Below are 18,797 nucleotides of genomic sequence, written 5' to 3'. Positions count from 1 at the left end.
AGGGCTGCCAGGGGCTGGAAATGCGGATCCAGCCGGTTGAAAGCCGACGCAGGCAGAGCCTCGGCTGCTTCGATGGGCACTTTTTCAACGGCCTGTTAAGTTCCCCGACCCGAGGACAGCCGCTGCGCCGCCTTGTCGATCCAGAGTTGCAGACTGTCGATCAAATCCTTCTGGCTGAAGGAGCAACTCTCTTCGGCGAACAGGGCGCTGGATTCCAGCCGGTCGAGCAGGTTGTGCCACACCTCGCCAAAGGCCGCTGGCAGCCGGCTCAGCAGTGTGGCGGGCGCCTGGCGGGCGGCTTGCACGAAAGCATGCAAGCTCAAGCGGCCGGCCTGGAACTCGGCCAGTTGCCGCTGCAGTTCGCAAAGTACGGGATCGGAATGGGTCACGGGCGTGGCAAGATCAATGACGGACAGGGCCTGGACGCCGGGGGCTCCAGCGAGGCAGCAAGGTCAGGGCGCTGGCCAACACGAACAAGGCCCCGAGCCAAGGCAGGTGTACGAAGCCGACCCATGGAATGGCCGCCCCGCCCAGCGCCGCTCCCACGGCGGTGCCAATGTACACCATGGACGCATTCACGCTCATCAGCATGGGGGTTTGTCCCTGTCCCTGCTCCGCCAGGCGGGACTGCTGAGGGGTCATCATGCCGAAGCCGCAAACCGCCCACAGACCAAAGAGGGCGGCCGTCCACAGCGGATGGCCCGCGGTCAGGGGGACGGTGGCCATGCAGGCCAGCAGGACCAGAATCAGCCAGCGCAGTGCCCGACGGGGGCTGAACAGATCGCTGGCCCAGCCGCCCAGCAGGGTGCCGGCCACGCCGCCCATTCCCAGCACCATGAGCGTGGCGCTGAGTTGTGTCGGAGTCAGGGGGTGCAGCGCCATGAGGATAGGGCCCATGTAGGCCGACACCATGAAGATGCCGCAGAAGTACAGCAAGGTCAGGCTCAAGGTGAGGAGCACCTCGCGTTGGCCGAGCAGGCGGCCCAGGCCCTTGAACCCCTCGCTGGCGCCTCCCACGTGCCGGGGCACGCAGCGGGCCACCAACACACACATCAGCAGCCCCAGGGCGCCCACGGCGGCCAGTGGCCAGCGCCAGCCAAAGGCCAGGCCGAGCCAGGCCCCCATCGGCATGCCGAGCACATAGCTCAAGCTCATGCCGAGAAAGGTGCGCGAGAGGGCCTTGCCCCGTTGCTGGGGGCGCACCAGGGTCACGGCCACGCCGGCCGCTACGGGGGTGAACACCGCCCCCATGCCCATCAGCACCCGCCCGGCCATGAGCGTGGACAGCCCGGGGGCCAGGGCGCATGTCCAGGCCCCGAGCGTGAACAGCCCGAGCGCCCACACCATCAGCCGTTGCCGTGCCCAGGCGCCAGTGCGCCACATGATGAGCGGGGCCAGCAAGGCGTTGGCCAGGGCATAGGCCGTCATGGTCTGGCCGGCAGCGCTGACGCTCACGCCCAGCCCTTCCGACAGGGGCCCCAGATAGCCAGACAGCCCGAATGCCCCGGTGCCGATGACGAAATTGCAGACGGCAAACAGCCACAGCACCGGGGGCGGTGCCGTGGCGGCAGTGGGGGAGGCAGCGGTGGCGCCGGCAGACATGGTGGCCCATCATAGGCCAGGGCCGCGCGGCCCGCTGCCACCGGCGCGACTGCCGCAGCGCAGTCCGCCTCAGTGACCCAGGATCTTGGAGAGGAAGTCCCGGCTGCGCTCGTTTTGCGGGTTGTTGAAGAACTCCTCCGGCGTGTTCTGCTCCACGATTTGGCCCTGGTCCATGAAGATCACCCGGTCGGCCACGGCCTTGGCAAAGCCCATTTCGTGCGTCACGCACAACATGGTGATGCCTTGGCCGGCCAACTCGATCATCACGTCCAGCACCTCCTTGATCATCTCGGGGTCGAGCGCGGAGGTGGGTTCGTCAAAGAGCATGATCTTGGGCTTGAGGCACAGTGCCCGAGCAATGGCCACGCGCTGCTGCTGGCCGCCGGAAAGCTGCAGCGGGTACTTCTTGGCCTGTTCGGCGATGCGCACCCGTTCCAACTGCTGCATGGCCTTTTCCTCGGCCTCCTTCTTCGGCACCTTGCCCACCCACATGGGCGACAGCGTCAGGTTTTCCAGCACCGTCAGGTGCGGGAACAGGTTGAACTGCTGGAACACCATGCCCACTTCGCGCCGCACGCGGTCGATGGCCTTGATGTCGTCGGTCAGTTCCGTGCCGTCCACGATGATCTGGCCTTCCTGGTGCTCTTCGAGCCGGTTGACGCAGCGGATCAGCGTCGATTTGCCCGACCCCGAGGGGCCGCAGATCACAATGCGCTCACCCTTGGCCACGTCCAGGTTGATGTCGCGCAGCACGTGGAAGTCGTTGCCGTACCACTTGTTGACGTTCTTGAATTGGATGATAGGTTGTTCAGACATGTTGGGAGTCCTCGCGCCCGACTCAGCGGGCTTTGCTCTTGACGAGTTGCTTTTCCACCCACAGGCTGTAGCGCGACATGGAGAAGCAGAAAGCGAAATACACGACCGTGATGAACAGGTAGGCCTCGATCTTGAACGGCCGCCAGACGGCATCGGAGTTCAGGGCGATGCCCAACGCGCCGGTCAGTTCGTACAGCGAGACGATGGTCACCAGCGAGGTGTCCTTGAACACCGAGATGAAGTTGTTCATCATGCTGGGCACCGTCATGGCCAGGGCCTGCGGCAGCACGATCTTGCGCTGCGTCTGCCAGTAGCTCAGGCCCAGGGTGGCCGCGGCTTCCAGTTGCCCTTTGGGGATGGCCTGCAGGCCGCCGCGAACGATCTCGGCCATGTAGGCCGCCGCGAACAACGTGATGCCGATGACCACGCGCACCAACACGTCGATGGTCACGCCTTGTGGCATGAACAGCGGGAACATGAACGAGGCCATGAACAGGATCGAGATCAGCGGCACGCCACGGATCAGCTCGATGTAGGTCACGCAAATGCTGCGGATCACGGGCAGGTTGCTGCGCCGGCCCAGGGCCACCAGCACCGAAAGCGGGAAGGCCAGAAACAGTGACAGCGTGGCCAGCATCACCGTCAGCGGCAGGCCGCCCCAGGAGTCGGAACGCACCGGGCTCAGGCCGAACCAGCCGCCGCCCATCAGCACGAAGAAGGCGCCGAGCACGCCCACCCACATCAGGACCAGCCAGGGCTTCCAGAAAAAGCGGATGCAGCTCAGCACCAACCCGCTGACCAGGATGAGGGTGGCCAGAATGGGGCGCCAATGCTCCTCATAGGGGAAGCGCCCCCACAGAATGAGGCGGTATTTTTCGGCCACCACGCCCCAACACGCGCCGGAGCCACGGGCGTCCTGACAGGCCGCCACGTCCGGGGCGAACACGGCATTGAACAGCCCCCACTGGGCCACGCCGGGGATCAGGTACACGGCCAAGCCGAGCAGGAAAAGGGTGGTCAGCGTATTCGATGGGCTGCCAAACAGATTTTTGCGCGCCCAGGCCACGAAGCCGGTCTGCTTGACCGGAGAGGGGCGGGGCGCGATCGGGGTGAAGGTCTGAGCCATGCTTTAGCGCTCCTTGATGGCCTTGCGGGCGTTGTACCAGTTCATGAAGACCGATGTGGTCAATGACGTGGACAGGTACACCAGCATGATGATGGCGATGCACTCGACGGCACGACCGCTTTGGTTGATGGCGGTGTTGGCCACCGAGACCACGTCCGGGTAGCCCACGGCCACGGCGAGGGAGGAGTTCTTGGTGAGGTTGAGGTACTGGTTGGTCATCGGGGGGATGATGACGCGCAGCGCCTGCGGCAGGATCACCAGTTTCATGGTCTGACGCGGCGTCAGGCCCAGGGCCGATGCGGCCTCGGTCTGCCCGTGACTGACCGACTGGATGCCGCTGCGCACCACCTCGGCCACGAAGGCGGCGGTGTAGGTGACCAGGCCGATGAGGACGGTCAGGAATTCGGGCGTGGCGCTGTAGCCGCCGTCGATCATGAAAGTCTGCTTTTCCGGTACGCTCCACTCGGTGGGCATGCCGCCGACCAGCCAGCCCACCAACCCGAGCACCACCACCAAGGCCAGCGGCACCCAGACCATGTCGCCTTCCTGGCCCGTCTGCTCGAAGCGCTTGAACATGCGCTGGCGCCAGATCACGGCCGCTGCCAGGCCACCCAGCAGGCCCCAGTAGACCCAACTCCAGCCCACCCCACGCGCCGGGATCGGCATGGTGAAGCCATCCTTGCTCAGGTAGAACAGATCCCAAAGGCTCCAGGCGTTGGCAAACGGTGGCAGGATCTCCACCATGAAGATGTACCACATCAACAGTTGCAGCAGCACCGGCACGTTGCGGAACAACTCCACGTAGCCGTAGCAGAGTCCGCGGATCAGGCCGTTGCGCGAAAACCGCCCCACGCCAATGAGCACCCCGAGGATGGTCGTCAGGATGATGCCGAGGATGGCCACCTTCAGGGTGTTGAGCACGCCGACCCAGATCGCCTTGCCATAGCTTTCGCTGGGGTCGTAAGGGATCATGGTCTGGCCGATGTCGAAGCCGGCCGGTGTGCCCAGGAAATCGAAGCCGCTCGGGATGCCCCGGGCCGCCATGTTGGTTTGTGTGTTGTGTGCCAGGAACCAGATCCCCAGGGCCACCAGGACGAGTGCAATCGCCTGGAACAGCAGGCCGCGCGTGGCGCGGCTGTTGAGGGACCAGCGGTTCGTGGTTGGGTGTGTCGGATGTGTCACCACCACCTCACTGTCTGAAAGTCATGATCGGAAACAAAAAACCGGGACATGAGGCGCCATGTCCCGGTTCGATGGTCGATGGAATTACCGGACCGGCGGGGCGTACATGATGCCGCCGTTGTTCCACAGGTTGTTCAGGCCGCGCGGCAGGCCCAGCGGGGCAATGTTGCGCTCGAACGATTCACCATAGTTGCCCACGGACTTGATGATGCGGTAAGCCCAGTCCTTGTCCAGGCCCAGCAGGCGACCGGTGTCCTCGTTGCCAGCGCCCAGCAGACGGCGCACGTTGGGGTTGGTGGAGGAGGCGCGCATCTGGTCCACGTTGGCGCTGGTGATGCCCAGTTCCTCGGCTTCGAGCATGGCGTACAGCGCCCACTTGACGATGGCGAAGAACTCATCGTCACCGCGGCGCACGGCCGGGCCCAGCGGTTCCTTGGAGATCAGGTCGGGCAGGATGACGTGGTCATCGGGACGCTGGGCGTTGTTGGCGCGGTAGGCGGCCAAGCCGGAGGCGTCGGTCGTGTACACCTGGCAGCGGCCGCTGAAGTAGGCGTTGGTGGCCGAGGCGCTGTCGTTGAACACCACCGGGCGCAGGTTCAGGTTGTTGGCGCGCGAGAAGTCGGTCAGGTTGAGTTCGGTGGTGGTGCCGGACTCGACGCACACGGTGGCGCCACGCAGATCCTTGGCGCTCTTGACGTTGAGGCTCTTGGGCACCATGAAGCCCTGGCCGTCATAGAACGTGACGCCGGTGAAATGCAGGCCCAGCGAGGCGTCGCGGGTCAGCGTCCAGGTGGTGTTGCGCGAGAGCATGTCGATTTCGCCAGACTGCAGGGCGGTGAAGCGCTGCTGGGCGGTCAGTGGCACGTAGCGAACCTTGGTGGCATCGCGCAGCACGGCGGCGGCCACGGCGCGGCAAACGTCCACATCGATGCCACTCCAGCGGCCTTGGCTGTCGGCGGCCGAGAAGCCGGGCAAGCCCTGGTGGACACCGCACACGAGCGTGCCGCGGCTCTTGATGGCGTCGAGGTCTTTGCCGGCGTGCGCAGGCGCAGCCAGCAAGGCGGCAGCGGTAGCGACAGCAGCAGAGGTGATCTTGAGCGTCTTGCGAATCATGACTTGTGGTTCCTTCTGTTTCGTTGATTCGGCCGACACCCTCTTGGGGTTGCGCGGCCTGCCTGAACTTTAGTGAAGTTGGCTTCGAAGAAGCATCGGGGTTTACCTGGGAACTTCATGAAAAATTTTCATGGTCGCCCAGGCCGACCCGCATAAACACGAATGCAATTCTCATGCCAACGGATGGCGCCGGCCGCGATGGGTGTCCATGGGTTGAATCGGTGTTTGGGGTGGCGCCATACGGTCTCATTCGAGACAAATGGCCGGGTTCGCCCAGTATTCAGCGCCATCGCGCTGGATTACCCTGTCACTGCTCACATGGCCGCTGCGGTGATGACCGCGTGCCTCATGCACCAACAAGGAGATTGCGCATGTCCTCGACACAGGCCTTGCACCATGCGGTGTGGCCGCGCCGCTTGCCGCACGCCATCACGGTGCCCCAGACCTCCCTCTGGTTCAATCTGGAAGCCAGTGCCGCCCGCTACCCCGACAAGCCCGCCACCGTGTTCTTTGATCAGACGCTCAGTTACGCCCAGCTTCGCGACGCCGCGCTGAGGATGGCCGCATGGCTGCATGCGCAGGGGGTACGCGCGGGCGACCGGGTGATCCTGCTGATGCAGAACTGTCCGCAGCATGTGATTGCCTACTACGGCATCTTGCGTGCCAATGCGGTGGTCGTGCCGGTCAACCCCATGAACAAAGCCGATGAGTTGGCGCACTACATCACCGATCCCGGGGCACGTGTGGCCATCGTGGCGGCCGATCTGGCCGACGAACTCCTTCAGGCCAACCGGCGCTTGCCCGAGGGGCAGCGGCTGCAGCGCGTGCTGTGCACCCATTACGCCGACTCGATGCCCGCCGATATGCTCGCCGGTGAGGCAGCAGACGTTCCACCTGCCTGGCGGGAGTGGTTGGCGCGGCGTCATCCGTTGCCCGAGGTGCCGGGTGGGCAAGCCCACGACTGGGCGCAAGCCATGGCCTGCACGGCCGAGCCGCCCCCGCACACCGCTGGCCCCGATGACTTGGTGGTGTTGCCCTACACCAGTGGCACGACCGGCCTGCCCAAGGGCTGCATGCACCCGCACCGCACCCTCATGCACAACGCCGTGGCCAGCACCTTGTGGTGCAATGGGGCCGCCGAGAATGTGGCCCTGGTCGTGGTGCCCATGTTTCACATCACTGGCATGGTCCTGGGCATGCACGGCAATATTTACGCCGGAGCCACGATGGTCATCATGCCGCGCTGGGACCGTGAACTGGCGGGGCGGCTGATCTCGCGCTGGAAGGTGACACACTGGGTCAACATTCCTACCATGATCATTGACTTGCTGGCCAGCCCTAACTTTGCCAGCCATGACCTCACCAGCCTGGTCTATATCGGCGGGGGCGGTGCGGCCATGCCCCAGGCCGTGGCCCAGAAGCTGCTGGACCTCTACGGTCTGCGGTACGTCGAGGGCTATGGACTCACCGAAACCGCCGCTCCCTCGCACAGCAACCCGCCGGATCGCCCCAAACAGCAATGCCTGGGCATTCCCTTTATCGGGACCGATGCGCGCATCGTGGACCCGGACACCTTGCAGGAACTACCGGTGGGGGAGCCCGGTGAAATCGTGATTCATGGCCCCGAGGTGTTCGACGGTTACTGGCAGCGCCCTGATGCCACGGCCGCCGTGTTCTTCGAACGGGATGGCAAGCGTTTCTTCCGCACTGGCGACCTGGGTCGTGTGGACGAGGAGGGCTATTTTTTCATCACCGACCGCCTCAAGCGCATGATCAATGCCAGCGGCTACAAGGTGTGGCCGGCCGAGGTCGAAGCCCTGATGTTCAAGCACCCGGCAATTGCCGAGGCTTGTGTCATCGGCGTGCAGGACGCCTACCGTGGCGAAACCGTCAAGGCCGTGGTGGTGCTCAGGGCCGAGGCACGCGGGCAGGTGAGCGAGCAGGACATCATCGGCTGGTGCCATGCACACATGGCTGCCTACAAGGTGCCGCGCATCGTGGTGTTTGCCGAAGCGCTGCCCAAGAGCGGAAGCGGCAAGGTGATGTGGCGCCTGTTGCAGGAGGCCGAGGCCCGCGCACGGTAACATTCACCGCATGCTTCCCGCCTCCGATGGGCTGGCCCGGCTCAGACGCCTGTGGCGGCCCCGCCATCCCCTGTTCCGGCTGATGCTGGTGTTCAATGTCTTGTCATCCGGCATGGCCTGGACGTTGCACCTGGCCCGCCCCGAAGGGGCATTGTTGTGGATCTTGACCCTGCTGGCGTTGGGCAACGCCCTGGCCGGGATGGTGCTGTTGTGGCGGCTGTGGCAGGAGACGGCCGCCGACCCCGAGGACGCCAATGCCAACCGGCCCGATGGCCGCACCCCCTGAGGAGATGGACATGTTCAAAGCCTGGAAGATCACCAAAACCGATGCAGAGGGCTACCGCTGCGCCCTGGTCGATGTGGACGAGGGGGAATTGCCCGAGGGTGACGTGACGGTGCAGGTGGAGTGGTCCACCGTGAATTACAAGGATGGCCTGGCCTTCACCGGGCGCTCGCCCGTGGTGCGCCAGTTTCCCATGGTGCCGGGCATCGACTTGGCCGGCACGGTTGCCGCCAGCCGGCACCCGCGCTGGCGCGTGGGGGACCGCGTCATCCTCAATGGCTGGGGCGCGGGAGAGACCTGGTGGGGCGGTATGGCGCAGAAGGCCTGCGTGCGGGGCGACTGGCTGGTGGCATTGCCCCCGGGCCTGACGACCCGCCAGGCCATGGCCATCGGCACCGCCGGCTACACCGCGATGCTGTGTGTGCAAGCCCTGCAGCGGCACTGGGCGGAGGCGGGTGTGGCTGCGGGCAGCGGCGAGGTGCTCGTCACCGGCGCCGGGGGCGGGGTGGGCAGTGTGGCGGTGGCCTTGCTCGCGGCACTGGGGCACGCCGTGGTGGCATCGACCGGGCGGCCGCAGGAGGCCGATTACCTCAAGGCGCTCGGGGCGGCCGAGGTCATCGAGCGGCAGACGTTGGCCGCCCCCGGCAAGCCCTTGCAGAAAGAGCGGTGGATCGGCGTGGTCGATGCCGTCGGGAGTCATACCCTGGCCAATGCCTGTGCCAGTACCCGCTATGGCGGGGCGGTGACCGCGTGCGGGTTGGCCCAGGGGATGGATCTGCCCACCACCGTGGCGCCCTTCATCTTGCGTGGGGTGACGCTCTACGGCATTGACAGCGTCATGGCGCCACTGCATCGACGCGAAGCAGCCTGGGCCCAGCTCGACGCGCTGCTGGACCGCCGCCGGCTGGACCAAATGACGCGCGAGGTGCCTCTGGCCGAGGCGGCCGCGCTGGGCAGCCAGATCCTGGCCGGACAGGTTCGCGGGCGGGTGGTGGTGAACGTCAGCGCCTGAACCTGAGCCGCGCTTTGCCGCATGGCTCAGATCGGGGCGTTTTCCGGTGTGGAGCGGGGTTCGACCTTGGGCGCGAAACGCCGACCCATCCAGCCGGTGAATGGCAGAAAGAGCAGCGCCACGCCAGCGTTGAAAGCGAGGTTGGCGATGGCCACGGCTTGTCCAGGCGTTTCGCCCACGCGTACCGCCCACTCGCCAAACGCCGAGACAAAGGGCAACATCAGCACCACGCCCACGGCATTGAACAGGAGATTCATCAGGGCGGCGCGTTTGGCGAATGCGTCCATGGGAATGCTGGCGATCAGCCCGGTGGCGGTGGTGCCCAGGGTGGCGCCCACGACGATGGCCACTGCGCCTATGGGGTCGAGCACCCCTTGCTGCACCAGCACGATGGCCAGACCGCTGACCACGCTGCTGGACTGCAGCAGCACCGTCACGACCACCCCCATGAGCACGCCCAGCCAGGGCTCTTGGGCCCGGGCCAGCCATTCGAGCACCCAGGGCGACTGGCGCAGAGGCTCCAGCGAGTCGCCAATCAGATCCAGCGTGAAGAAGATGAAGCCGAAGTAGAAAATGGCCCGGCCCAGCACACGGATGGAGAAGGGCAGCATCGTGAGGATGCCGCCCAGCACGATCAGGTAGGGGCCGATATGGGTCAGCTTAAACGACACCAGCCAGGCCGTGGAAGTGGTACCGATTTTGGCACCCAACAACACGGCTAGGCTGCTGGCGAAGCTCAATGTACCGGAGTTGACCAGCGCCACCACCAGTGCCGAGACGGCGCTGCTGGACTGCACCACCGCCGTGACCGAGGCACCCAACAGCAACCCCCGAAAACGGTCGCGCGTGGCCATGGCGAGCCAGCGTGGCAGCTTGTCCCGGCCCACGGTCTGCAATTCTTGGCTGAAGTGTTCCAGCCCGTACAGAAATAGCAGCAGGGCGCTGAGCACCAGGATGAAGACCTGGAATTCACTGAAGTCGAGGGCATCGAGCATGCCGGCATCTTGCCATGTCTGGCCGGCCAGGGCATCAGGCGGCCGGCACGATGTGGCGGTAGGCGTGCCAGGTGGCGTGACCCAGCACCGGACCGACGACCAACAGGCCCAGGAACCAGGGCAGCATGGCCAGCAACACCAGCGCCGTGATGATGGCGCCCCACCACAGCATCACGCCGGGGTTCTGGAGGCAGGCGCGGATGCTGGTGAGCCCGGCCGAAATGGCGTCCACCTGCCGGTCCAGGATCATGGGGATGGAGATGACGCTGGTCACGAAGATCAGCCCGGCAAAGATGGCGCCCACGACGGTGTAGGTGATGAGGAATTCGAGGTTTTCCACGCTCAGCAGCGCTTGGAGCAGGTTGGCCGTGTCGGGCATGGTGTTGAAGGTGACGGCAAACACCACCAGCGATGCGCGGCCCCAGAGCATTTCCAGAATCAGCAGCACGCCGGCAAAGATGGCCATGGTGCCTTTGGTGGGCAGCCAGGCGGTCAGCGAAGCGCGTAGCGACGGGCGCAGGCCTTGCTCCAAGGCGCGACTGGCATCGTACAGGCCCAGGCACAGGAACGGCCCCATCAGCAGGAAGCCGGCGCTCAGCGCCAGCACATAGGCCGGCGCTTCCTGCAGCACGATCCACAGCGCGTGGCCCATCAGGAAAAAACAGCCGCCATAGAACAGGCCGATGCGTGGGCAGCGCAGAAAGTCCCGCCAGCCCAGAGCCACCCAGCGCAGCGGGTCGCCGGGCGACAGGTCGGCCAGGGTGAGGGAGAACACCGAAGCGCTTTCCGGTGCCGCCCCTTCCTGAGCCGTCTGCGTCTGGGGCGTTGGCGGGCGGTCGGATGTGGACGGCTCGGCGCTCGGCCTCGTGTCGTCGGCGGGCTGGGTGGGGGTCATGGCGCTCCTCGTCGTCGGCGGTTTGCTCTCGATCAAACAGCGTACTGAAAAGCGGCGCGAGCGTGTAGCGTGTTAACCCGGTGGCGCCGGTTTCGGGCGCGCGCGGGGCTACACTCGGTGCTGCCATGAATCCGCATTTTCTGCCCCCTTGCGTGCCGCTGGCCCGCGTTGACGACACCCTGGCCCAGCAGGGCTATGCCGTGCTGGATGCCCGTTCCGTGCAGCAGTGGCTCGGCGTGGAGCCCCAGGCGCTGGCGGCCTTGCAGCCGAGCTGGGACGATCTGCCCAGTGACCGCTACCTGAAAGACGGTGGGCGCTACCGCAAGCGGCGCCACAGCTGCTTCGTGGTCGATGGCGATGCGGTGCGGCAGGTGCCTCACCGTGCTCACTGGCAGCCGGTGGAGTACAACGCCCTGCACGGCGGGATGCAGCGCTGGTTCGAGCCGATGGATCCGGCCGTGGTGGCCATGCCTGCCTGGCAGCGGCTTTTGGTGCAGACGGCGGCGGCCACGTCGGCGCTCAAAGGGCGGCAGCCCTGGTACATCGAGGCGCACCAGTTCCGCATCGACACCACCGACGGCATTGGCCGGCCCACGCCTGAGGGCGCGCACCGCGATGGGGTCGATCTGGTGGCCGTGTATCTGGTGGGGCGGCACCGCATCAAGGGGGGCGAGAGCCGTGTTTTCGAAGCCTACGGGCCCAACGGCCAGCGCTTCACCCTGACCGAGCCGTGGTCGCTGCTGCTGCTCGACGATGCCCGGGTCATTCACGAAACCACGCCCATCCAGCCGCTGGAGCCGGATGAGCTGGGGTGGCGCGACACGCTGGTGCTGACCTGCCGCGCCGGTGGTTTCCAGGGCGACTGAGCTTCACTGCGGCTGGAAGCCGCTGTCCTTGATGATGCGGGCCCACGTCTGGGTGTAGGCCCGTTCGCGCCGGTGCAGCTCCTCACCGCTCATGAAGCCCACGCCCAACCCCATGCCGCTGAGGCGTTCGCGCACCTGGGGCTGCTCCAGCGCCTTGGCCACGGCGGCGCTGAGCCGCTCCAGCACCGGCCGTGGCGTGCCAGCCGGCGCGAAGATGCCGTAATAAGGCACGTCCTCGAACCCGGCGACGCCGAGTTCGGCGAAGGTCGGCACTTCCGGCATGATGGCCTGCCGCTCTTTGCCCATCACCGCCACCACGCGCAACTTGCCCGCCTTGTGGTTTTCGATGAAGTCCGGGATCGAGCCGACGCCGGCAGGAATCTGGTTGCCCAGCATGTCGGCCATCATCGGCGCGCTGCCCCGGTAGGGCGCGGCCACCAGGTCCAGCCCATTGCGCTGGGCCAGCACCTGCACCAGGAATTGCGGCACCGAGGCCGGCGCCGGAATGCCCACCGCGCTCTTGCCGCCTTGTTGCCTCACCCAGTTGACGAAACCGGCGTAGTCCTGCGCCGGGGTGCCGCCCGAGACGGCCAGGGCGTTGACGAAAGTGGCAAAGCCGGCGACCGGGACGAAATCGGTGGCCGGGTCGTAGCCCGGGGCCTTCATCACCTGCGGGATGATGGAGATGCTGTGGTCGTGCGAAAGAAACAAGGTGGTGCCGTCGGGCGTGGCCGCCTTGAGGGCTTGGGCCGCCAACTGACCGCCCGCGCCGGCGCGGTTTTCCACCACCACCGGGGCGCCGAGTGCGTCCTTCATCGGTTCGGCGAGGATGCGGGCGATGGCGTCGGTGCCACCCCCCGGGGGGAAGCCAACGAGCAGCTTGACGGGGCGCTGGGTGTCGGCCAGCGCCGGGCCCAGCATCCAAGTGCCTGTGGCCGCAACGGCGGCAGTCAGCAGGTGCCGGCGGGAAAGCGCAGAACGTGTCATGGTGGGGCTCCTCGGGGTTCAGAGTCGCTCGAAGATCGCGGCAATGCCTTGGCCACCACCGATGCACATGGTCACCAGCGCATAGCGGCCCTGGATGCGTTGCAGTTCGTGCAGGGCTTTGACGGTGATCAGCGCGCCCGTGGCGCCGATGGGGTGGCCCAGGGAGATGCCAGAGCCGTTGGGGTTGACCTTGGCCGGGTCCAGCCCCAGCCCTTTGGTCACGGCGCAAGCCTGGGCCGCAAAGGCCTCGTTGGCTTCGACCACATCCAGGTCGTCGATGCGCAGGCCGGTTTTCCGGAGCACGGCCTGGGTCGCGGAAATCGGGCCTACCCCCATGATCTTGGGGTCGAGGCCGGTGTGCGCATAGCCCACCAGCCGCGCCATGGGGGCTAGGCCACGGGCGCGTGCGGTGCCGGCTTCCATCAACACCAGGGCGGCGGCGGCGTCGTTGATGCCGCTGGCGTTGCCAGCCGTCACGGTGCCGTTGTCTTTCACGAACACGGGTTTGAGCTTGGCCAGATCTTCCAGTGTGCAGTTGGGGCGGAAGTGTTCATCGGTGTCGAAAGCCACCTCGCCTTTGCGGGTCTTGAGCATCACCGGCACGATCTGGCTTTTGAAGCGGCCTTCCTGGGTGGCGCGCTCGGCGCGGCGGTGGCTTTCCACGGCCAGTTCGTCCTGCATCTGGCGGGTGATGCCGAACTGCGCCGCCACGTTTTCGGCGGTCACGCCCATGTGGATGTTGTGGAAGGGGTCGTGCAGGGCACCCACCATCATGTCCACCAGCTTGGCGTCGCCCATGCGGGCGCCGAAACGGCTGGTCAGGCTGGCGTAGGGTGCGCGGCTCATGTTTTCGGCGCCAGCGCCGATGGCGATGTCGCAGTCACCCAGCATGATGGCCTGGGCCGCCGACACCACCGCTTGCAGGCCCGAGCCGCACAGGCGGTTGACGTTGAAGGCCGGGGTGGTTTCGGGGCAGCCGCCGTTCATGGCCGCCACGCGCGAGAGGTACATGTCCTTGGGTTCGGTGTTGACGACATGGCCGAACACCACGTGGCCCACGTCCTTGCCTTCGACCTGGGCGCGGGCCAGGGCTTCGCGCACCACCAGGGCGCCGAGTTCGGTGGTGGGCACGTCTTTGAGGCTGCCTCCAAAGGTTCCGATGGCGGTGCGCACACCGCTGACGACGACAACTTCTCTGCTCATGCTGGGTCCTTGTGGTGGGGGTTGAGTCGGGGGTTGAGGTTGCGGCGTCATCTTAGCGGCAACGCCGCCAGATTTCGAGGCCGGCGCCGCGCAGCCGGCCAGGTTCATGCGGGCAGTCGGGCCAGCAGCGAGAGCCGGTCGGGCCGCTGTGGGTCGGCGCGCGTCAGGAAGACTTCGCCCATGGCCGGGAAAGCGCCGGTCAGGGCGGTGATGTTGACCTGGTGGGTGACCAGCATCCAGTTGTCGGGTGGGTGCAGGGTGGCGGCGCGTTGCAGCACTTCGCGGGTTTGCGCGGCCGCATCGCCCTGGCCCTGGAAGAAGGAGTTGAGCGCCGGCCAGATCTGGTGCGCCGGGTAGTGCGGGTCGAAGGCCAGGCGAGCGGTGTCGAGGCAGCGGCACCAGGCGCTGCTGTACACCGCGCTCAGTCGCACGCCTTCATCCCGAAAGCGCAGCCCGAGTTGTCGCGACGCTGCCCGCCCGGCTTCGCTGAGGTTGCGCTGGGTGCGGCAGTCGTCGAGCCGAAAACCCGGTGGGTCGCCCAGGCCGGCCTCGGTGGCGCCGTGGCGCATGAGGAATACGCATCCCCCCGCCCGGGCCAGGCGCCAGAAGTCCGCAGCCGATGCGCCCGCGGGTTCGGCAGCCACCTGCGCCCGCGCGCCGGGCTGCATCAGCCATGCTGCGATGCCGATGCCTCCTTGCAGGACGTGCCGGCGATGCATGAGCGGGCGGGGCATGGGGTTCAGTCCCGCACGTCGGCCACGGGGTGCTCGCCAAAGTCCGGCCGCGCCAGATAGGCCAGCACCTGCCGGGCCGCGTCGTCGGGCGAGGTCAGCTGCCCCTGGATTTTGAGGCCGATGAAACGGTCTCGGTCGGGGAAGGCGACGGGATCGCCGGCGCGCAGATGGGTCTGCATGTCGGTGTCGATGACGCCAGGCGCCAGCGAGACGACGCGAGCCCCTTGCGGTCGGCGGGCCTCGTCGAGGGAAGTGCAGCGGCTGAAATGGTCCAGCCCGGCTTTGGCGGCGCAATAAGGCGCCTGGGCGGCCATGGCCCGCCGTCCCAGCCCGGACGAAATATTGAGCACCTTGCGCGGCCCTTCCCAACCCTGGCGCACCCACGCGTCCGTGGCGCGCAGGAAGGCCGCTGTCAGCAGCATCGGCGCTTCCAGGCCCACCCGCAGGGCGCGCGTGAGTTCTTCGGCCGGGCAGTCGTCGATGGGGCCAATGCGTGGGATCACGCCCGCGTTGTTGATGAGCGTGGCGCTGGCCAGGCTGGGTGGATGCAGGCTGTGCAACCAGCGTTCGAGGCGCTCGGCCGCTTCCTGGGTGTCGGCCAGATCCTGTTCCCATTGTTCCAGATGCGTGCCGCAGGCCGTGGCTTCCTGGGACAAGGTGTCGCTGGTGCGGCGGGCGATGCACAGCAACACGCTGTCGGCCGTCAGCAGTTGGCGTGCCATGGCCAGCCCCAGGCCGCGGGAAGCGCCGGTCAGGATGGTCAAATGTCGCGGTGCGTTCAAGGCCGTTCTCCGTGGGGTGCCTGTGCGCGGATTGTGCCGCAGGCATGCGCAGGCCGACTGTCCGATAATCGAAAGCCCCATGTGGATCGACAGCCATTGCCATCTCGATGCGCCCGAGTGGTCCGACGCCGAGCGCGCGCGGCTGCGCGAACAGGCGCGGGCGGCGGGTGTGAGCCTGTGTGTACTGCCGGCGGTGGAGCGGGCCAACTGGGACGCCGTGCGCGACTGGGCCCACCGCACCGGCGACGCCTATGCCCTGGGCATTCACCCGCTGTATGTGCCGCAGGCCGACGAGGCCGATTTGGCCGCCCTCGATGGGCGCCTCGGTCAGGCCCAGGCCGATGAGCGTCTGGTGGCGGTGGGTGAAATCGGGCTCGATTTTTTCGTGCCGGCCCTGTGCGAGCCGGCCATGCGGGCCAAGCAACAGCATTTTTACGAGGCGCAGCTGGAACTGGCCTGCCGCCATGGGTTGCCGGTCATCTTGCATGTGCGGCGATCGGCCGACGCGCTGCTGCGCCCGCTGCGCGAACGGGCCCGGCGTTGCCAGCCGTTGTCCGCAGGCATCGTCCACGCCTTCAGCGGCAGCCGGCAGCAGGCCGAGGCGTTCGTGGCGCTGGGGTGGCGCTTGGGCTTTGGCGGGGCTGCCACGTTCGAGACGGCGCGCCGCATTCGCCAACTGGCGGCCGAACTGCCCCTGTCGGCGCTGGTGCTGGAGACGGATGCCCCCGACATTCCTCCCCAGTGGCTCTACGTGACGGCCCAGGCGCGCGCGGCCGGGCAAGCCCAGGGGGTGAACACCCCGGGCGAACTGCCACGCATCGGTGCCGAAGTGGCCAGGCTGCGCGGCATGACCGCGACGGCGCTGGCCGAGGCCACGGCGCGCAACGCCTGTGCCGCCTTGCCCCGGTTGCAAGCGTTGTGGAGGCCCGCATGAGCGCGTGGTTGCGCGGGCTGCCGCCGGTCATCGACGCCCAGACCCGGCTGTTGGTTCTGGGCAGCTTTCCGGGCGTCGCGTCGTTGCGCGAACAACGTTACTATGCCCACCCGCAAAACCATTTCTGGAAGATTCTGGCCACCCTGTGGGGCCAGCCACTGACCGACATGCCTTACGCCGAACGCATCGACCAACTGCAGGCCCGTGGCCTGGGCGTGTGGGACGTCTATGCCGCTTGCCAGCGCGAGGGCAGCCTCGACAGCGCCATCCGGCACGCGCAGATCAACGACCTGCCGGGCTTGCGCGCCCGTTGCCCCCGGCTGGAGGCGATCGCCCACAACGGCGGCGAGAGCTTTCGCCACGCCCGGCACACCCGGGCGCTGGGGCTGCCGGTGTATCGCCTGCCATCCACCAGCCCGGCCAACGCCAGTTGGAGCTTCGAGCGCAAGCTGGCCGCTTGGCGCGACGTGTTCGCGCGGCACGGTTTGCTGGAAGGGGTGGCATGAACCGCGCCCCAGCCAGCGAGTTGCCGGGTGTGACCCTGTCCGAAGACGGGGCGGTGCGCTATCTGCACCTGGGGACCGAATGGATACAGGGCACCATGCGCATCGACCAGCCCTTCGACATCGAGCTCGAATACGTGCAGCGCATGATGGCCTGGCTGCTGTTCGTCGATCTCGACACCGTGCCCAGGCGGCGCGCCTTGCAGCTGGGGCTGGGGGCGGGGGCGCTGACCAAGTTCTGCTTCAAGAAGCTGCGCATGGACACCACGGCCGTGGACATCAACCCGCAGGTGATCGCGGCCTGCCGCACCTGGTTCAAGCTGCCCCCCGACAGTGCCCGGCTCAAGGTGATGCTGGGCGACGCCGCCGAGGTGGCGGCCCACGCGCCCTTTCACGGCGCTTTCGATGCCGTTCAGGTGGACCTGTACGACCACGAGGCCGCCGCCCCCGTGCTCGACAGCGCGGACTTCTACGCCGATTGCCGCCGCCTGCTCACCGACGATGGCGCCATGACCGTCAACCTGTTCGGCCGCCAGGCCAGCTACGAACGCTCGCTCGGGCACATCCGCCAGGCGTTTGGCGACGCGGCCGTCTGGGCGTTCCGCCCCACGTGCGAGGGCAACACCGTGGTGCTGGCCTTGCGCACGCCCCAAGCGCCAGACCGGCGCCATCTGCTCAAGCAGGCCGAGGCGGTGCAGGCCCGCTGGGGGCTGCCGGCCCGCAAATGGCTCAAGGTGTTCAAACCGTTGCAGGGGTGAGATGCAGCAGGCCGCCCTCCACCCCCGCACGCTGACCACCGGCCTGCTGCTGGCCGCGGCAGGCTCCATCGCGTTCAGTGGCAAGGCCATCATCGTGAAGCTGGCGTACCGCTACGGCGTGGATGCGGTCACCCTCATCATGTACCGCATGCTGTTTGCGCTACCCCTGTTTCTGGCCATGACATGGTGGGCCACCTACCGCAGCCCGCGCCCGGTGGCGCCCCTGACCCGGCGCGACTGGCTCGGCATCCTGGGGCTGGGGTTCAGTGGCTACTACCTCGCCAGCTTCCTGGATTTCTGGGGCTTGCAGTACATCAGCGCCAGCCTGGAGCGGCTGATCCTGTACCTCAACCCCACGCTGGTGCTGCTGCTGGGCTGGGTGCTGTACCGGCGGCGCATCACCGGGCGCCAGGCAGGCGCCATGGCGCTGAGCTATGCGGGCGTGCTGCTCGTGTTCGGGCACGAGGTGTCGTTCGACGGCTGGGGCACTGCCATCGGGGCCGCACTGGTCTTTGGCAGCGCCGTCAGCTACGCGGTGTACCTCGTTTACAGCGGCGAAATGGTGCGGCGGCTGGGGGCCTTGCGGCTGGTGGGTTGGGCCACCACGGTGGCCTGCGTGCTGTGCCTGCTGCAATTCGCGCTGCTTCGGCCGCTGTCGGCGGCCGTGGTGGCGCCGGAGGTGATCGGGCTGTCGGTGCTCAATGCGGTGCTGTGCACGGCGGCGCCAGTGGTGATGGTGATGATGGCCATCGAGCGCATCGGCTCGGGGCTGACCGCCCAGACGGGTATGGTCGGCCCCATGTCCACCATCCTCATGGGCGTGCTGAGGAACCTCTGCACTACCCCGCCCACTCGTTCGTGGCGACGAGTTGAGGGTCAATATCGTTTCACATGACGGGATCGAAGCAGATGCTGAGCCGTC

General features: G+C 66.8%; 20 protein-coding genes. 8 read left to right on the top strand and 12 right to left on the bottom strand.

Features of this window, described 5'->3' with window-relative positions:
* Positions 1–95: 95 nt before the first annotated feature.
* The 6 genes from DFR43_RS13380 to DFR43_RS13355 form a co-directional block, all read right to left on the bottom strand.
* On the bottom strand, positions 96–389 hold the full coding sequence (locus DFR43_RS13380) for a hypothetical protein (RefSeq protein ID WP_133599526.1): 294 nt from the start codon (positions 387–389) through the stop codon (positions 96–98).
* A 13-nt stretch (positions 390–402) separates the two neighbouring features.
* Positions 403–1,602 carry an MFS transporter gene (locus DFR43_RS13375; protein ID WP_133599524.1) on the bottom strand — a complete coding sequence of 400 codons (1,200 nt, stop codon included), beginning with the start codon at positions 1,600–1,602 and terminating at the stop codon, positions 403–405.
* A gap of 69 nt (positions 1,603–1,671) precedes the next feature.
* A complete protein-coding gene (locus tag DFR43_RS13370) occupies positions 1,672–2,418 on the bottom strand; it encodes an amino acid ABC transporter ATP-binding protein (protein ID WP_133599522.1) in 747 nt (248 codons plus the stop codon).
* Between the two features lie 22 nt (positions 2,419–2,440).
* Positions 2,441–3,544 (bottom strand): amino acid ABC transporter permease, encoded by a 1,104-nt coding sequence (locus DFR43_RS13365; RefSeq protein ID WP_133599520.1) that lies wholly within the window; start codon positions 3,542–3,544, stop codon positions 2,441–2,443.
* 3 nt (positions 3,545–3,547) lie between these two features.
* Positions 3,548–4,726 carry an amino acid ABC transporter permease gene (locus tag DFR43_RS13360; RefSeq protein WP_245988949.1) on the bottom strand — a complete coding sequence of 393 codons (1,179 nt, stop codon included), beginning with the start codon at positions 4,724–4,726 and terminating at the stop codon, positions 3,548–3,550.
* 84 nt (positions 4,727–4,810) lie between these two features.
* On the bottom strand, positions 4,811–5,839 hold the full coding sequence (locus tag DFR43_RS13355) for an amino acid ABC transporter substrate-binding protein (protein WP_133599518.1): 1,029 nt from the start codon (positions 5,837–5,839) through the stop codon (positions 4,811–4,813).
* 371 nt (positions 5,840–6,210) lie between these two features.
* On the opposite strand from DFR43_RS13355, the gene DFR43_RS13350 reads away from it, so the two are divergent.
* From DFR43_RS13350 to acuI, 3 genes are read left to right on the top strand one after another with little or no spacing between them, the layout of a single operon-like run.
* Entirely contained in the window at positions 6,211–7,923 is a 1,713-nt protein-coding gene (locus DFR43_RS13350; protein WP_133599516.1) for a long-chain fatty acid--CoA ligase, read from the top strand.
* 10 nt (positions 7,924–7,933) lie between these two features.
* Entirely contained in the window at positions 7,934–8,209 is a 276-nt protein-coding gene (locus DFR43_RS13345) for a hypothetical protein (protein WP_133599514.1), read from the top strand.
* Between the two features lie 10 nt (positions 8,210–8,219).
* A complete protein-coding gene (acuI, locus tag DFR43_RS13340; RefSeq protein ID WP_133599512.1) occupies positions 8,220–9,218 on the top strand; it encodes an acrylyl-CoA reductase (NADPH) in 999 nt (332 codons plus the stop codon).
* A gap of 26 nt (positions 9,219–9,244) precedes the next feature.
* On the opposite strand, the gene DFR43_RS13335 is transcribed toward acuI, so the two are convergent.
* Both DFR43_RS13335 and DFR43_RS13330 read right to left on the bottom strand, forming a co-directional pair.
* A complete protein-coding gene (locus DFR43_RS13335; protein ID WP_133599510.1) occupies positions 9,245–10,213 on the bottom strand; it encodes a Na/Pi cotransporter family protein in 969 nt (322 codons plus the stop codon).
* Positions 10,214–10,247: 34 nt separating this feature from the next.
* On the bottom strand, positions 10,248–11,108 hold the full coding sequence (locus DFR43_RS13330; RefSeq protein WP_133599508.1) for a DUF2189 domain-containing protein: 861 nt from the start codon (positions 11,106–11,108) through the stop codon (positions 10,248–10,250).
* Positions 11,109–11,233: 125 nt separating this feature from the next.
* On the opposite strand from DFR43_RS13330, the gene DFR43_RS13325 reads away from it, so the two are divergent.
* Entirely contained in the window at positions 11,234–11,974 is a 741-nt protein-coding gene (locus tag DFR43_RS13325; protein WP_133599506.1) for a 2OG-Fe dioxygenase family protein, read from the top strand.
* A 3-nt stretch (positions 11,975–11,977) separates the two neighbouring features.
* On the opposite strand, the gene DFR43_RS13320 is transcribed toward DFR43_RS13325, so the two are convergent.
* The 4 genes from DFR43_RS13320 to DFR43_RS13305 form a co-directional block, all read right to left on the bottom strand.
* Positions 11,978–12,961: a Bug family tripartite tricarboxylate transporter substrate binding protein gene (locus DFR43_RS13320; RefSeq protein WP_133599504.1), complete on the bottom strand. Its 984-nt coding sequence runs from the start codon at positions 12,959–12,961 to the stop codon at positions 11,978–11,980.
* Between the two features lie 18 nt (positions 12,962–12,979).
* Positions 12,980–14,164 (bottom strand): beta-ketothiolase BktB, encoded by a 1,185-nt coding sequence (bktB, locus tag DFR43_RS13315; RefSeq protein WP_133599502.1) that lies wholly within the window; start codon positions 14,162–14,164, stop codon positions 12,980–12,982.
* A gap of 104 nt (positions 14,165–14,268) precedes the next feature.
* A complete protein-coding gene (locus DFR43_RS13310; protein WP_245988947.1) occupies positions 14,269–14,898 on the bottom strand; it encodes a histidine phosphatase family protein in 630 nt (209 codons plus the stop codon).
* A 5-nt stretch (positions 14,899–14,903) separates the two neighbouring features.
* Positions 14,904–15,680, bottom strand: a complete 777-nt coding sequence (locus DFR43_RS13305; RefSeq protein ID WP_281276469.1) for an SDR family NAD(P)-dependent oxidoreductase — start codon at positions 15,678–15,680, stop codon at positions 14,904–14,906.
* 79 nt (positions 15,681–15,759) lie between these two features.
* Here DFR43_RS13305 and DFR43_RS13300 point away from each other — a divergent pair, with 79 nt between their 5' ends.
* Genes DFR43_RS13300 through DFR43_RS13285 form a run of 4 tightly spaced genes read left to right on the top strand, consistent with a single transcriptional unit; the run spans position 15,760 to position 18,770 of the window.
* Positions 15,760–16,614, top strand: a complete 855-nt coding sequence (locus DFR43_RS13300) for a TatD family hydrolase (RefSeq protein WP_133599498.1) — start codon at positions 15,760–15,762, stop codon at positions 16,612–16,614.
* Positions 16,611–17,120 (top strand): DNA-deoxyinosine glycosylase, encoded by a 510-nt coding sequence (locus DFR43_RS13295; protein ID WP_211338671.1) that lies wholly within the window; start codon positions 16,611–16,613, stop codon positions 17,118–17,120. Before DFR43_RS13300 ends, DFR43_RS13295 begins: the two co-directional genes overlap by 4 nt.
* A complete protein-coding gene (locus DFR43_RS13290; RefSeq protein ID WP_133599494.1) occupies positions 17,117–17,875 on the top strand; it encodes a spermine/spermidine synthase domain-containing protein in 759 nt (252 codons plus the stop codon). The genes DFR43_RS13295 and DFR43_RS13290 overlap by 4 nt, the downstream gene beginning before the upstream one ends.
* 1 nt (position 17,876) lies before the next feature.
* On the top strand, positions 17,877–18,770 hold the full coding sequence (locus tag DFR43_RS13285) for a DMT family transporter (RefSeq protein WP_133599492.1): 894 nt from the start codon (positions 17,877–17,879) through the stop codon (positions 18,768–18,770).
* Positions 18,771–18,797: the final 27 nt, after the last annotated feature.

It is taken from the genome of Tepidicella xavieri (assembly GCF_004363315.1).
GTDB lineage: Bacteria > Pseudomonadota > Gammaproteobacteria > Burkholderiales > Burkholderiaceae_C > Tepidicella > Tepidicella xavieri.
Note: the sequence above shows the minus strand (reverse complement) of the source record. Positions and strands in the feature narration are given on the sequence as shown.

Bases quoted from the DNA above. Each gene is read 5' to 3' on its own strand.
- DFR43_RS13375 (WP_133599524.1), bottom strand. From the start codon at position 1,602: ATGTCTGCCGGCGCCACCGCTGCCTCCCCCACTGCCGCCACGGCACCG.
- DFR43_RS13370 (WP_133599522.1), bottom strand. From the start codon at position 2,418: ATGTCTGAACAACCTATCATCCAATTCAAGAACGTCAACAAGTGGTAC.
- DFR43_RS13365 (WP_133599520.1), bottom strand. From the start codon at position 3,544: ATGGCTCAGACCTTCACCCCGATCGCGCCCCGCCCCTCTCCGGTCAAG.
- DFR43_RS13355 (WP_133599518.1), bottom strand. From the start codon at position 5,839: ATGATTCGCAAGACGCTCAAGATCACCTCTGCTGCTGTCGCTACCGCT.
- DFR43_RS13350 (WP_133599516.1), top strand. From the start codon at position 6,211: ATGTCCTCGACACAGGCCTTGCACCATGCGGTGTGGCCGCGCCGCTTG.
- DFR43_RS13345 (WP_133599514.1), top strand. From the start codon at position 7,934: ATGCTTCCCGCCTCCGATGGGCTGGCCCGGCTCAGACGCCTGTGGCGG.
- acuI (WP_133599512.1), top strand. From the start codon at position 8,220: ATGTTCAAAGCCTGGAAGATCACCAAAACCGATGCAGAGGGCTACCGC.
- DFR43_RS13335 (WP_133599510.1), bottom strand. From the start codon at position 10,213: ATGCTCGATGCCCTCGACTTCAGTGAATTCCAGGTCTTCATCCTGGTG.
- DFR43_RS13330 (WP_133599508.1), bottom strand. From the start codon at position 11,108: ATGACCCCCACCCAGCCCGCCGACGACACGAGGCCGAGCGCCGAGCCG.
- DFR43_RS13325 (WP_133599506.1), top strand. From the start codon at position 11,234: ATGAATCCGCATTTTCTGCCCCCTTGCGTGCCGCTGGCCCGCGTTGAC.
- DFR43_RS13320 (WP_133599504.1), bottom strand. From the start codon at position 12,961: ATGACACGTTCTGCGCTTTCCCGCCGGCACCTGCTGACTGCCGCCGTT.
- bktB (WP_133599502.1), bottom strand. From the start codon at position 14,164: ATGAGCAGAGAAGTTGTCGTCGTCAGCGGTGTGCGCACCGCCATCGGA.
- DFR43_RS13310 (WP_245988947.1), bottom strand. From the start codon at position 14,898: ATGCCCCGCCCGCTCATGCATCGCCGGCACGTCCTGCAAGGAGGCATC.
- DFR43_RS13300 (WP_133599498.1), top strand. From the start codon at position 15,760: ATGTGGATCGACAGCCATTGCCATCTCGATGCGCCCGAGTGGTCCGAC.
- DFR43_RS13295 (WP_211338671.1), top strand. From the start codon at position 16,611: ATGAGCGCGTGGTTGCGCGGGCTGCCGCCGGTCATCGACGCCCAGACC.
- DFR43_RS13290 (WP_133599494.1), top strand. From the start codon at position 17,117: ATGAACCGCGCCCCAGCCAGCGAGTTGCCGGGTGTGACCCTGTCCGAA.
- DFR43_RS13285 (WP_133599492.1), top strand. From the start codon at position 17,877: ATGCAGCAGGCCGCCCTCCACCCCCGCACGCTGACCACCGGCCTGCTG.